Here is a 12521-nt window from a genome sequence, read left to right as displayed (position 1 = left end):
GAAATCTAAAAATTTAATTCAAGGAATGGAGTATGAAAAATCTAGTCATAGCTTTTTTGATTTTTACGCTTTTGCCAAGTGGGATTTTTGCCAAAGCGACAGATTCCACACAAATCAAAGGAATCCCCCCAGAAGTCTTTGCTAGCGCACAACTAGAGAGGCAGATAAATGCCCTAAGGCTAAACAAACTTATGAAAAAAGAGTTAGCAGCCAAAGTCCAGCAAATCCGCGACTTTCGCTCCGAGCTAGAAATAGAGCGCAAAATCCTACTCCTAAAACTCCGTGATAATGAAATAGCAATCAGCGCAAGCAAACGCGCAGAAAAAGAGATAATCCAAAAAGAAGAAGCTGCTAGGATAGATAGAATCTACAAAGAGCTAGGAGTCCCAAACCCAGCAAATGCCGAGCAACAAAATCAAGCAACCCCACAATAGCCAAGCAAATCCACAATAGCTAAAAGCCTACAAATACTTGCTAGAGAACAAAACCAAACACTTCCTAAATAATCTATCAAGCAACCAAAAAAGCAAAATCTTTATTTTAAGTTTTTTGCCAATCTGCAGATTTTCTAGCTTAGACATAGATAAATCCACCACTACGCAAATGTCTAAAATCTATCCAAAATCAATATTTATGCGTTATCCGCTTATTGCACTTTATTGTGCTTCTTGCATTTCTTGGGCTAGATTTTCCACTTCAGCGACAAACTCTTCAAGCAACTGCGCTTCAGGGAGCTTTTTTAGAATCTGCCCTTTTTTGATTATCATTCCAATTTTGTTGCCAAATGCTATTGCTATATCTGCGTGCTTTGCCTCGCCTAGCGCATTTACAGCACAGCCCATCACACTTACCTGCATAGGAGTAGTGATATGGCTTATGCGTGATTCCACTGCACGCACCACCTCGACTAGATTTGCCTCTATGCGCCCACAAGTAGGGCAAGAGATGATAGTGATTCCTTGCTTTTGTCGTCCGCTATATCTCAGTATCGCTCGTGCTAATGCGATTTCGTTTTCTAGCTCTCCTGTGATAGAGCAGCGCATCGTATCGCCTATGCCCTCCATAAGCAGCCCACCTAGTGCCATAGAGGATTTTATCGTGGAGTGAAACATCGTCCCAGCTTCTGTAACGCCTAGATGAAATGGATAGCTTACAAGCGGCCGTAGCTGCCTATACGCACTCATCGTGCGCTCTGTATCGCTAGCTTTTAGCGATACTTTTATATTGTCAAATCCAAAATCCTCTAGTAGCTTAATATTATACAGTGCAGACTGCACCATTCCTGTGGGTGTCGCGCCGTATTTTATGTCAAACTCCTTTTCCAAACTCCCGCCATTCACACCTATGCGGATAGGGATTCCTCTCTCATTGCAGGCTTTTGCTACGGCTTGGATTTTTTCTTTGCTACCGATATTCCCGGGGTTTATGCGGATACAATCCACACTTTCTGCTGCGATAAGCGCGTATTCATAGCGGAAGTGAATATCTGCGACAAGTGGAAGTGGGGATATGGATTTTAGCTCTTTTAGTGCGTTTGCGTCTTTTAGGTCGTGCACTGCTACGCGGACAATGTCAGCACCAGCTAGCGCAAGCCTATCGATTTGCTCTTTGGTGGCTTGTATGTCTTTTGTTTTAGAAAAAGTCATACTTTGCACAGATATTGGCGCATCTCCACCGATAGCGACTTTGCCTACAAATATCTGCTTGGTAGGATAGCGAGGAGGCAGAGTGGCAGAAGTGGCACTTTTTGCAGTATTTTTTGTAGTCTTTTTCGTTGTTGTGGAAGTTTTTGGATTTTTATCGCTAGTTTTGGAAGTGTTGTTAGATTTTGGCATTGTTACGATTCCTTATGTGGTGTTTTGGATTTTATGCAAATAAACAAACCCCGATATTGTAGCCAAAATCTCTAAATACGAAATTATGCGAAAATGTGCTACAATTTTTTGCGATAAAAGTGCAAAAAGCAAAACAAGATTTCACAAAAGCCAAGTAAGCACAACCCCAAAAGGTAGCAAAATGCACGAATACTCCATAGTCGCCGCACTCATAGAGCAGTGCGAGTCCATAGCCGAGCAAAACAACGCCACCAAAATCGATGAAATCACGCTAAGTGTGGGCGAGCGAAGTGGCGTAGAAATAGAGCTACTAAAACGCGCATTTGAAGCGTTTGCAGAAGAAAGCACGATATGTAGCGGGGCAAAACTCATCATAGAAAGGCAAGAAGTCCTCCTAGAGTGCAAAAAATGTGGCAAACAAACAAACGCGCAAAATCTCAAATACAGCCAATGCACCCACTGCCAAAGCGATGAAGTAGAAATCATCAAAGGACGCGATATAGTGCTTATGCGACTAAATATGCTAGAGTGCTAATCCTTAAAGGAGCAAAAATGGAACTAGAAAAAGAAATCATCAAAGAAGTGCTAAGACGCGCAGAAAACGAAAACATACAAGATATAAAAGATAGTTGGGATATGCGTGGCTTCATCGGACGCAAAAAAAAGGAAATCGCCGAAGAAATAAAAAGCTACAAACAAGAGATTCTAACCTACCAAGATGAGCTAAAGGGCTTACGAAAAGAACTAACAGAGGGCAAAAACACCATAGAGGATTTAGAGTCCCAAAAGCAAAAGCTACAAGAAGAAATCACACAACTAACACAAGACTTAATCGTAGAAAAAGCAAAAAGTGGCGTCAAAGCAGAGCAAAAAAAAGTCCTAGAATCTAGGCAAAAGCTCCTCCCTGCCGCCCTAAAAAGCGTGCAAATCTACCTAAAAGACGGCTCTGTGGCAAAAGCAAAGCCAGCCCAAAAACTCTTTAGCGAAGACATTTACAAAAAATACCGCGTAGAGCTAAAAGAAAACCACATACTAAAAACACAGCTATCCGAGCTAGAGCTAGAAAACAAACGGCTTAGCATTGAGCTGCGAGATTTTTACGCAGAGCTAATGCTAGAGGGAATGGATACGACACAAAACCCCAAACAAGAATCCAAAGAATCCCTCCTAGAAAAGAGCGAAAATGCCGCAAAAAAAGAAAAACTCACAACAAAGTCTAGCCAAGTCATCGACTCGCAAGGCGAGTTTATCGCCACCCAAGAAGACATAAGTGAGTTTAAGCAAATGCTAAAAGCACAAAAAGAGAAAAAATCTAAAAAATAATCCACCACAAAACTTTTAGTCATTGACAACAAAATAAATTTTTTACAAAGCAAACCACATTTAAGTGTTTTTTTTTTTTTTGATAAAATAACGCCATTAAAGCAAGAGGTTACTTTTAAGGAGGAGAATATGGCGTTTTTATATGGATTTAGTGCTGTCGGGTTGCAAGATTTTATTTTTAGGACAAATGTCTTGCAAGAAATCATCGGTGCGAGTGAGATTATCAAAAGCATTGATGATTTAGGCAAAGATTTGCAAGATTTTTTCGGCAAAAATGACATTAGCTTAAACAAAAACCCAGAGATAATTTTGGCAAGTGCGGGGAATCTACGCGCGATTTTTGATGATGAAGCGGATTTACAAAAAGTCGTTTTGCACTTGCATAAGCTCATTGCAATGAAATCTTATGGACTAGGAATCTCCCAAGCGGTAGTAAAATATGATGGCGATTATGCAAGTGCGACTAGCTTACTAGAATCAAAGCTAAAAATCGCACGAAATAAATTAGATTTCCCCCTTGATTTTTCTCACTGCATCTTAAAGCACAATCCAAAAACCGCTTTTCCCCAATCCCCAAACACACAAAGCGATGATAAATATCGCAAAATCGATAAATCTACATTCCAAAAACTCCAAGCCTTTGATAACTTTGATGAATCTAATCCAAATTCCATAAACGAACTCTCAAAGCTAAAAAATGCCAAAAACAAAATCGCCCTTATCTACGCCGATGGCAACGCACTAGGCAATATCGTTCGCGCTTTAAGCAAAGATGAGATGAAATCCTTTTCCACCACGCTAGATAACGCCACAAAAGAATCTTTTGCCAAATCCTCCACACAGATAAAAGATAAATATGGCGAAATCAAAATCCGTGAAGTGATATGCGGTGGCGATGATTTGGTCGTGGTTTGCAATGCGGATATTGCGCTAGATTTTGCCAAAGCATTTTTAGAGCATTTTGAAAACCTAACGCAAAATATACATAAAAATCAAAATCTAACCGCTTGTGCAGCAATCGCATTTTTTAATCACAAATACCCCATTCACTACGCTTTGAAACTAGCCAAAGATTTATGCAAAGAAGCAAAGATTCGCTCCAAAGCACTAGATTCGACAAATCCTCCCTCATCGCTTATGTTTCACAATATCCAAAGTTCAGCAGTGCAAAGTTTTAGCGCGTTTATTGATGATGAATTATCACTAGGCAAAAATCAAGGCAAAGAACATATTGTGCGATTAGATTTTGGAGCGTATTTTTTGCACAATCAATCTAGGGCGACAATCCCCACAATAGAGCATTTACTCTCTTTGGTGCAGATTTTTAGAGAAACTGACGCACCTACTTCGCGTCTAAGGCAATGGCTAAGTATGCTTGATTCTAGTAAAAACCTAGCATATAATGAGCTAAAACAAATCGCTAAAATCTATGATGCGTTTGCTACAAAGCACGATAGCGCGTTTAAAAATCTCCACAAAGATTTATCTTTATCAAATCTCATTATCCAAAAAGACGGATTTAGCAAAACGCCCATTTATGACATTATTAGCCTTATCTCAAACACTGCGCAAACAAGCAAAATCAAAAAGGGGGATTTAGATGAGTAATACTATTTATTACAAAATCACATTTTTAGATTTTTGGCATTTAAGCAGTGGGCTAAGCGGTGGCGCAAGGCTTGATAGTAGCGTGATAAAAGATAGTGAGGGATTCCCCTTTGTCCCTGCCAAAACACTAAAAGGCGTTTTAAGAGAAGTAGCTGAATCTTTTGGCAATGATTTTGTAAATGAATGCTTTGGCGAAGTAGTCCAAAAAGACAGAGTGCCAAAAGAGGGCAAATGTCATTTTAACAACGCCACTATAAACCAAGCCACCAAAGACGCACTAAAAAATCTCACGCACTTTCTCTATGCCAAACTAGCCTCCACTGCCATAGATGAAAACTTTGGCTCTGCCAAAGATGGCTCTTTGCGAGAAATCGAAGTAGCAAAGCCACTTAGCCTCTATGGCACGATACACAATGTCCCTGCAAACTACGCAGACACGATGATAAACACGCTAAAAAGTCTAAAGTCAATGGGGCTAAATCGCAACAGAGGCTTAGGGCGACTAAAAATAGAGATTTTAGAAAATACCCAAAATCTAAGCAGATAAATAAATAAAGGGACACAAATGAAGCAACAATTTTTTAGCCTCACACTTCTAAGCGACATAGTCTTGCAAAAAAGCTCAAACACGCAAGGCAAAAATGAAAGCAGAGATTTTATCAATGGCAGCGTGATTTTAGGCATTGTGGCAAAACATTATAATGAGTTTAGCAACCCTTTTGCTATCTTTCATAGTGGAGCGGTGCGATTTGGCGAGGCAAAGCCACTTATTAGTGGCAAGATAAGCCACAAGATTCCGCTTTGCTTTTTTGCCCCAAAAGAAGCCAAAGATTTAAGAGAAGTTTATAACGCGCTATTTTGTGATTTTGCTACTAAATCTTTGCAAAACTTGCAGTTAAGACAAATCCGCAGTGGCTATATCAATGAGGATTTGCAAAAGGCTGAATTAAAATATCGCTACACACAAAAAGTAAATCTCAAAAACAGGAAAGATAAATCTACCAAAGACAACCAAATGTTTGGCTATGAGGCGATTTGCAAAGGTGCAGTATTTGGCTTTGTGGTAGAGTTTGATGAGAGTGTGCCAAATGATGATATAGAAAAAATCACACAGATTTTGTGTGGAACTCATTTCATAGGCAAATCCAAAAATGCCGAGTATGGCGAAGTGCTAATACAATCCATCAATGATTTTCGCCACGCAAAGCACGATTTAAATTTAAACGCGCAAGATTTTAGCCAAGATTTTAGCGAGGTAGCACTTTATGTCGCCTCATCACTCGCACTTTTTGATAACACTATGCCGACTTTTATCCCAAGTGCGAAAAATTTGGGATTAGATTCAGCACAAATATTGTGGGAGAAAACACATATCAAAACCAAAATCCACACACCCTACAACCAAAAGCGCAAAGCAAAAGATAGCGCAAGGCTTATCATAGAGCAAGGCAGTGTGATTGCGCTACACAATCTAAGCCAAAGCGATAAAGACAAGCTAAAAAATGGCAGGTTTTTGTGCGGTGGATTTTTGAGTGAGGGCTATGGAGAGATTTTGGTAAATCCTAGCTTTTTAATACAAGGCAAAGATAATAAGTCCTTTGCGCTAAATCAAAGCCACATAGATAGCCCCAAAGGCGAGATTTCCACACCGCAAAATAACCTAGATAATGACTTAATCACTTATGTGAAAGATTTGCGCGATTTACAAATGCGCGAAGTAGAGAGCGCAAATTCAATAGATGACTTCATCACTATGCACAAAGGCAAATTTAGCAAAGTTACAAACGCACAATGGGGAGCGATTCGCGCATTTGCACAAATGGCAGATGACAAAGCATTAAAAAATCGAATCATTTGCTACATAAACGAAGAGCGACTAAAAGACAAATGGGAAGAGGGCAAAGAGATTTTAGAGCAGTTTATAAACGCCCACGACAGAGTTTCTATCGCACTTTTGGCTACTCGTATGCCAAAGGCGGATTTAGATTTTAGCAAATCCACAAGTGGAGGTGGCAAATGAGGATTTTAGCACATATCATTTTTGAGGCAGATTCCGCGCTTCGCTTTGGGTGTGGGGATTTTGATATGCTTTATGATAGCCCAATACAAAGGGATTTTAATGGTTTGCCACTTATTTTAGGCACTAGCATTTGTGGTGTGATTCGCGCAAATGCAAAAGATATTTTTAGCCAAAGTGAAATAGAAAATCTCTTTGGATTTTCTAAGGGGAGAGAGGATTCTAGCTCGAAAATCATCTTTTCAAACGCGCTTTTGCTTGATGAAAAAATGCAAGTGAATGAATCCCTTATCCCCTTTAGCGCATTAAAAAAATCCAAATTTTTAAGCCATTTTTTGCACCTCCCACAAAGACAGCACAACGCAATCGGTGCGCAAGGCATATCCAAAGACGGTGCGAAGTTTGATGAGGAAGTCATCTTTCAGGGCACTCGCTTCAAATGTGCTATGGAAATGAAGTGCGAAAATGAGCGCGATAAAGAGGATTTTTTCAAAGTCCTAAGCCTTTTTTACTCACCCTACATTCGCTTTGGTGCAGGTAGCACAAAAGGCTTTGGCGTTATCAAAGCATTAGAAATCCGCTATGAGATTTTGCAAAATCCGCACGACAAATCAAGTTCGCTAAATGAATCTCTATCAACTATTTTCACACCACAAGATTTTGTGCCAAAATCCCACTTCACACACTACGCACTTACACTTACGCCAGAAAATGTCTTTTTGTTTGGCAGTGGCTTTGGCGATGAAGACGCCGATAGCATAGCAGTAAGCGAAAAGGTGGTGGATTATGCAAAGGGCACTTTAAGCGAAGCAAAGCTACTAATCCCAGCTAGCTCCATAAAAGGCGCGATAAGCCAAAGGACAAAATTCTACATAAATCAGCATTTGGGCAATGTTATCGACAGCGCAGAATCTACAAGCGATTCTAATAATACGAAGTCCGCTCAAATCCACGCCACACTTTTTGGTAGCGCAAATAATGGGACAAATCAGCCCACAAAAGGGCGAATCTTAGTGCGTGATATGTATTTGGACTATGATGAAAAGCGCGATAGCCAAATTTTCGTGCATAATAGCATTGATAGATTTAGCGCGAGTGTGATTGATGGCGCATTATTCCAAGAAAAAGCGACTTTTGCCCCCACACCAAATCTTTGCATAGATATTTTTGTAGCAACCACGAATAGCCAAAATCCACGAGATTTCGCCACTGCCACAAACGCCTTTGAAAAAGCCCTAATTGATATTTGCAATGGTGCGTTGCCACTTGGGGCGATGAGTAGCAAAGGACACGGATTTTTTAGCGGAGATTTACATAAAAACGGCGAGAAAAATCCACACAAACAAAAACGGAGCAAACTATGAAAAATTTTGAGGACTTAAAAACAGAATTTATCGCACTACGCGAGAGCAAAGACAACTTTGAGGGCTACATACTTTTAAGCGACAAAGAGCCACTTATTTTAGAGTCTGCGCCATTACCCGACTTTGATTCATTGCACAATGGAAGCAATTTCATCGTAGAATCCGCGCTTTTTTGCAAAGAGCGCAAGACTTGCATTTGCATTCGACAAATTAACGATAGCTTTTTGGTGCAACGATTTTGCCTTGAATCTTATCCGCATAAAAATTTTGAGAGATTTATCACTATCGACAATAGAGTCGCCAAAATCGCGCAGATTTGGGAGGAAGTGATAGATGAAAATTGTGAGAATCTACCCGTGCTAAAACATAAATTTAGTGTATTTGCAGGATTTGAATCGCAAGAATTTAGCCAAGATTTTGACAAAGATTTAGAAGTGCGAGATTTTGAAAATTCTAACAAAGGGGGCGAAAATGGCTAGATTTTATGGCAACTATAATAATCACAGAGGCAATCAAGGCAAAAATAATCAAAAAGGACCCAAAGCCCCACCACCATACAATTTCATAGTCCCAGATAAGCGCGTGTTTTATCCGCAAGATTGTGGTGAAGTAAGCGATAGTGCTATTAGCTTTGAAAAGCCTTTTAGCGATTTCCAAAGCGGGATTTTGGAGATAAAAATCACTGCAAAAAGCGACATTTTCACAGGTGCATTCACAGGCAAAAACGCCGATACACAAACACCAAAAGATTTTTTCAAAATCGGGGAAAATTACGCGCTTAGTGGCTCAAGTGTGCGAGGTGTGATTCGCACGATTGCAGAGGTGCTTAGCTATGCCAAATTTCACACAAACGCCCCTGACTACAAAGACAAAAAGGGTAATGTTACAGAGCGATTTAAAAGCAATTTTGACAAAAACGAATCTAGACTAGATATGGTAGAGCGAATCTTTGGCGTGGTTGCTCAAAGCAAAAACGCCAAAGTCCAAGCCCTGAAATCACGCATTAGCTTTTCGCATTTTATCGCTAGTGAAGTTCGCCACGCCACACAAAAACATATCAAATACATTCTAATGTCGCCTGACGCTACTACAACAAAGGGGCTAAAAGACAAAAACGGATTTAGATTTTACGCCCCACTAGGCAAAATCACTCCCACAAACGCCGCCAAAGCCAAAAACGACAAAGTCATCTCCACCATTTCTCCACTTGGCAAAGGCAGTGTTTTTGTCGGCAAACTCCGCTATTTCAATCTCACTAAATCCGAGCTAGGCTTATTGCTACAATGCCTAACTGCCCTGCGCGATGACAAGGGCGAGTGCTATAAATTTGGCGGGGCGAAGTTCTATGGCTATGGCGATGTGCGTATAGAGATAAAAGGCATAGATGAGGGGCTAAAAAATGAGTGCATAAACGCCTATAAAAATCTTTTGGTTAAAAATGGCTTTGAAGTCGAATCGCGCATAGAATCCTTACGCAAAGTCTCCAAGCTCCAACCCACCACCGCCCAAAGCACAATACCACAAAACAAACCTGCCACAGCCACACCCCAACCACGCACAAAAATAGATGATAAATACTCACAAAATATACGCGATAGATTACACCAAGATGACGATGATGATTGGAATGGATTATAATCATTTGTAATTCCGCCATTGCGAGATTACGCGCAAAAGCCCATAATCGTAGCAAACCGAATTTCCGTCATTGCGAGCGAGCGAAGCGAGCGTGGCAATCTATTTTTTGATTCTCACAATAACGAAAAAAGCCCATCCCAAAACCCCATCACGCTAAAGCAAAGAGCTTAAAAAAGCGTAAAACTTCTTTGCAATATTGAGCGAAAGCAAAATATCCAAAAACTGTGTTTTAAATGACACGGTTTTTTAGGCTATAATGCCAAGCAAAAACGCAAGAGTAAATATAAAATGACAAAATCCATAATCACGCAAGGCACACATAGTATACGCCAGCTACGCCAAAACCTAAACACAGCCCTAGCCACGATAAAAGACATTGAAATTACCAACAAATCCACACGACTAAAAGCTAGTATCTCACAGCACGAAATAAACAAGATTTCAAACCCAAAAGCGATAGAAAAAAGTATAGCCAATGGCTTTAGCAAAGAGGAACATTTCAAGGTTGCCGAGCTTATATGCACACTCTACGAAGAAGCGACACTAAGTCAAAAACATCCCGACAACAAAAACAGAGGCTGGCAAGTATATAGGCTAATATCAAAAATAAAGATAAATCACAAACTAGCACAAGTAAAAATCACAGCTTTTGAAAAAGAGGTAGGCAAAAACAGAATTTACACGATAGAATTAGAAAAAAAGCTAGAGAAGTAAGCTCCACTCCCAAAAACTCACCGCGTGCAATGAGCAGGAGTGGCAAAGCTCGCTCAATATGGGGTGGGCGCACGCGAATCCTCCCCTACTGTTGCAAGCGTGCGGAATTATAAGCCTTTTTATACAATAAGTCAAGTGTTGTTTATCGGCAAAATATATGCTTGAAAATCTATAAAATACAAGCAAACATAAAAATTCACAATGCAAGCATTTGGAATCTCAACACTTCCAAATGCGTAGCAAAACAAGGCGAAGCCGAAGTTTCTTTAGAAAACAAGGCGAAGCCGAAGTTTCTTTAGAAAACAAGCGAAGCGAAGTATCTCAAGCAAACTTCGCAAATTGTCATACTTAAGGGCAAAGCCCGAAATATCCAAAAAATGAATGCTTATGGATATTTCGGTTTCTACGAAACCTCAATATGACAGAGCAGGTGAGCTAAACACAAGCAGTTCCCCCCTCCCTTGCGAGTGAGGGCAAGCAAATTATTTCCCCCTCCTTTGCAGGTAGGCATAATGTAGTTTCCCCTCCCTCTGCGGAGTTGTCACTCTCTTTTCCCCCTCCCTTGCGGAGGGGGATTAAGGGGGTGGGTATTATATTCGCCATTTAAGCATTAGCAAAATATCTAAAAATCTTTCTCAAACCAAAATACCTCATTAAGCAAAACTTCAGCTTCATTTTTTAGTCCAATTTTTATCCAAAATTCCTTGCCAAAATCTTACCAAACCCACAAAATCCCCCCACCAAAAATCACAAAAACAGCAGTTTTTGCAAAAATACGATTGCCAAAACCCACGCAAAGCACGCGCTCTCACAGCGAATATATGCTTAAAATCGTTATTTTATGGGGATTTAAGGTTTTGATAGGTATAATACTGCCCTGCATTACGAAACTTCAAGGGAGAATCTTTGAGTATGACCTGATTTTACAAGGGACTAAAACGGTGATACATCATCTTTGAGAGCTGTTAAACTTTGAGTATGACCTGATTTTACAAGGGACTAAAACGTAATGATATCAAATTTTCTTAGCCCTAATCTTTGAGTATGACCTGATTTTACAAGGGACTAAAACAGCCTTTTGATTTACCATTAGAAAATACCATCTTTGAGTATGACCTGATTTTACAAGGGACTAAAACCGTGCGCGAGCACCCATAAATGTCCATCTTCTTTGAGTATGACCTGATTTTACAAGGGACTAAAACTTCCACAGCTTGATATCAGCCTTGGAGTACTTTGAGTATGACCTGATTTTACAAGGGACTAAAACATATCTTTATCATTGGTGCAATAAGCTTCACTTTGAGTATGACCTGATTTTACAAGGGACTAAAACACGCGAATAAGCCCCCTCCCTTTGCGGAGGGGGTTTGGGGGTGGGTTCTTTATCCCTTGAATCTCAAGCAAGGCTAATAACTGCTAGCAATGTAGATTTTCGTCATTGCGAGCGAGCTAAGTGAGCGTGGCAAAACAAGCGAAGCGCAGTTTCTTTAGAAAGCCTTTGGCTTCTTTAGTAAAACAAGCGAAGCGAAGTTTCTTTAGCAATCCACAAAAAGACATAGATTGCCACGATTTGACTTCGTCAAATCTCGCAATGACAAATAAAAGCGTGGATTGCTTCTTTGTGGCTTCACTACTGCTTAGCAATGACGGTGTAATAGATTGCCACGAGAATTCTTGCGGATTCTCTCGCAATGACGGATTTGCGGATTGTTTCGTTGTGTCTAAAGCCACTACCTCGCAATGACAATTAGCGCGTGGATTGCCACGAAAAACGAGCGTAGCGAAGTTTCTTTGAGCAATGACGAGTTTGACAAACTTTTGGATTGCCACGCAAATGCTAAGGCATTTGCTCGCAATGACGGCGCAGCGGATTTGCGCGATTTGTTAGGCGAAATCCAATAAGAGATACCCACCACCTTAGTCCCCCGTGCTAATTGAGGGGTAATATTTGGAGTGTGGATTACTAAAGAAACTGCACTTTTGCAATTCTCACAATGACGAGAATCAGTCCACCCCCTT

15 protein-coding genes and 1 CRISPR repeat array are annotated in these 12521 nt (G+C 40.3%); of the genes, 14 read left to right on the top strand and 1 reads right to left on the bottom strand.

Features of this window, described 5'->3' with window-relative positions:
* The first annotated feature begins 32 nt into the window (after positions 1–32).
* Positions 33–434, top strand: coding sequence for a hypothetical protein (locus tag CQA40_RS03655; RefSeq protein WP_115519597.1), 402 nt, complete (start codon positions 33–35; stop codon positions 432–434).
* A 222-nt stretch (positions 435–656) separates the two neighbouring features.
* Here the strand turns inward: CQA40_RS03655 and ispG are convergent, their stop codons facing one another.
* Positions 657–1835, bottom strand: coding sequence for a flavodoxin-dependent (E)-4-hydroxy-3-methylbut-2-enyl-diphosphate synthase (gene ispG / locus CQA40_RS03650; RefSeq protein WP_115519596.1), 1179 nt, complete (start codon positions 1833–1835; stop codon positions 657–659).
* 181 nt (positions 1836–2016) lie between these two features.
* Here ispG and hypA point away from each other — a divergent pair, with 181 nt between their 5' ends.
* The 13 genes from hypA (at position 2017) to CQA40_RS11035 (ending at position 12404) form a co-directional block, all read left to right on the top strand.
* Positions 2017–2370 carry a hydrogenase/urease nickel incorporation protein HypA gene (gene hypA / locus CQA40_RS03645; RefSeq protein WP_115519627.1) on the top strand — a complete coding sequence of 118 codons (354 nt, stop codon included), beginning with the start codon at positions 2017–2019 and terminating at the stop codon, positions 2368–2370.
* Between the two features lie 17 nt (positions 2371–2387).
* Positions 2388–3158: a nickel-binding protein Mua gene (gene mua / locus CQA40_RS03640; RefSeq protein ID WP_115519595.1), complete on the top strand. Its 771-nt coding sequence runs from the start codon at positions 2388–2390 to the stop codon at positions 3156–3158.
* Positions 3159–3287: 129 nt separating this feature from the next.
* Positions 3288–4766: a Cas10/Cmr2 second palm domain-containing protein gene (locus CQA40_RS03635; RefSeq protein WP_115519594.1), complete on the top strand. Its 1479-nt coding sequence runs from the start codon at positions 3288–3290 to the stop codon at positions 4764–4766.
* A complete protein-coding gene (locus CQA40_RS03630) occupies positions 4759–5313 on the top strand; it encodes an RAMP superfamily CRISPR-associated protein (RefSeq protein ID WP_115519593.1) in 555 nt (184 codons plus the stop codon). The genes CQA40_RS03635 and CQA40_RS03630 overlap by 8 nt, the downstream gene beginning before the upstream one ends.
* A gap of 18 nt (positions 5314–5331) precedes the next feature.
* Positions 5332–6786 (top strand): hypothetical protein, encoded by a 1455-nt coding sequence (locus CQA40_RS03625; RefSeq protein ID WP_115519592.1) that lies wholly within the window; start codon positions 5332–5334, stop codon positions 6784–6786.
* A complete protein-coding gene (locus CQA40_RS03620) occupies positions 6783–8147 on the top strand; it encodes an RAMP superfamily CRISPR-associated protein (RefSeq protein WP_115519591.1) in 1365 nt (454 codons plus the stop codon). The genes CQA40_RS03625 and CQA40_RS03620 overlap by 4 nt, the downstream gene beginning before the upstream one ends.
* Positions 8144–8626, top strand: coding sequence for a TIGR04423 family type III CRISPR-associated protein (locus CQA40_RS03615; RefSeq protein WP_115519590.1), 483 nt, complete (start codon positions 8144–8146; stop codon positions 8624–8626). The genes CQA40_RS03620 and CQA40_RS03615 overlap by 4 nt, the downstream gene beginning before the upstream one ends.
* The gene (locus CQA40_RS03610; RefSeq protein WP_115519589.1) at positions 8619–9785 is read left to right on the top strand and encodes an RAMP superfamily CRISPR-associated protein; all 1167 of its coding nucleotides are present in this window, start codon (positions 8619–8621) and stop codon (positions 9783–9785) included. The genes CQA40_RS03615 and CQA40_RS03610 overlap by 8 nt, the downstream gene beginning before the upstream one ends.
* 18 nt (positions 9786–9803) lie before the next feature.
* A complete protein-coding gene (locus CQA40_RS11045) occupies positions 9804–9956 on the top strand; it encodes a hypothetical protein (protein ID WP_181882816.1) in 153 nt (50 codons plus the stop codon).
* Between the two features lie 117 nt (positions 9957–10073).
* On the top strand, positions 10074–10499 hold the full coding sequence (locus CQA40_RS03605) for a hypothetical protein (RefSeq protein ID WP_115519588.1): 426 nt from the start codon (positions 10074–10076) through the stop codon (positions 10497–10499).
* Positions 10500–10710: 211 nt separating this feature from the next.
* Positions 10711–10851: a hypothetical protein gene (locus CQA40_RS11040; protein WP_181882815.1), complete on the top strand. Its 141-nt coding sequence runs from the start codon at positions 10711–10713 to the stop codon at positions 10849–10851.
* Positions 10852–11403: 552 nt separating this feature from the next.
* A CRISPR array of direct repeats spans positions 11404–11835; the repeat unit is 36 nt; unit sequence CTTTGAGTATGACCTGATTTTACAAGGGACTAAAAC.
* A gap of 120 nt (positions 11836–11955) precedes the next feature.
* Entirely contained in the window at positions 11956–12246 is a 291-nt protein-coding gene (locus CQA40_RS03600) for a hypothetical protein (protein WP_115519587.1), read from the top strand.
* Entirely contained in the window at positions 12243–12404 is a 162-nt protein-coding gene (locus CQA40_RS11035; protein ID WP_181882814.1) for a hypothetical protein, read from the top strand. Before CQA40_RS03600 ends, CQA40_RS11035 begins: the two co-directional genes overlap by 4 nt.
* Positions 12405–12521: the final 117 nt, after the last annotated feature.

The sequence above is a fragment of the Helicobacter sp. MIT 01-3238 genome (genome assembly GCF_003364135.1).
Classification (GTDB): Bacteria; Campylobacterota; Campylobacteria; order Campylobacterales; family Helicobacteraceae; genus Helicobacter_B.
The sequence above is the reverse complement of the archived record's forward strand: the minus strand, read 5'-3'. Positions and strand labels throughout refer to the sequence as shown.

What these genes read in the sequence shown, in the direction of transcription:
- ispG (WP_115519596.1), bottom strand. Translation starts at nt 1,835, where the DNA reads ATGCCAAAATCTAACAACACTTCCAAAACTAGCGATAAAAATCCAAAA.
- CQA40_RS03615 (WP_115519590.1), top strand. Translation starts at nt 8,144, where the DNA reads ATGAAAAATTTTGAGGACTTAAAAACAGAATTTATCGCACTACGCGAG.
- CQA40_RS03610 (WP_115519589.1), top strand. Translation starts at nt 8,619, where the DNA reads ATGGCTAGATTTTATGGCAACTATAATAATCACAGAGGCAATCAAGGC.
- hypA (WP_115519627.1), top strand. Translation starts at nt 2,017, where the DNA reads ATGCACGAATACTCCATAGTCGCCGCACTCATAGAGCAGTGCGAGTCC.
- CQA40_RS03635 (WP_115519594.1), top strand. Translation starts at nt 3,288, where the DNA reads ATGGCGTTTTTATATGGATTTAGTGCTGTCGGGTTGCAAGATTTTATT.
- CQA40_RS03630 (WP_115519593.1), top strand. Translation starts at nt 4,759, where the DNA reads ATGAGTAATACTATTTATTACAAAATCACATTTTTAGATTTTTGGCAT.
- mua (WP_115519595.1), top strand. Translation starts at nt 2,388, where the DNA reads ATGGAACTAGAAAAAGAAATCATCAAAGAAGTGCTAAGACGCGCAGAA.
- CQA40_RS03655 (WP_115519597.1), top strand. Translation starts at nt 33, where the DNA reads ATGAAAAATCTAGTCATAGCTTTTTTGATTTTTACGCTTTTGCCAAGT.
- CQA40_RS03620 (WP_115519591.1), top strand. Translation starts at nt 6,783, where the DNA reads ATGAGGATTTTAGCACATATCATTTTTGAGGCAGATTCCGCGCTTCGC.
- CQA40_RS11035 (WP_181882814.1), top strand. Translation starts at nt 12,243, where the DNA reads ATGACAATTAGCGCGTGGATTGCCACGAAAAACGAGCGTAGCGAAGTT.
- CQA40_RS03605 (WP_115519588.1), top strand. Translation starts at nt 10,074, where the DNA reads ATGACAAAATCCATAATCACGCAAGGCACACATAGTATACGCCAGCTA.
- CQA40_RS03625 (WP_115519592.1), top strand. Translation starts at nt 5,332, where the DNA reads ATGAAGCAACAATTTTTTAGCCTCACACTTCTAAGCGACATAGTCTTG.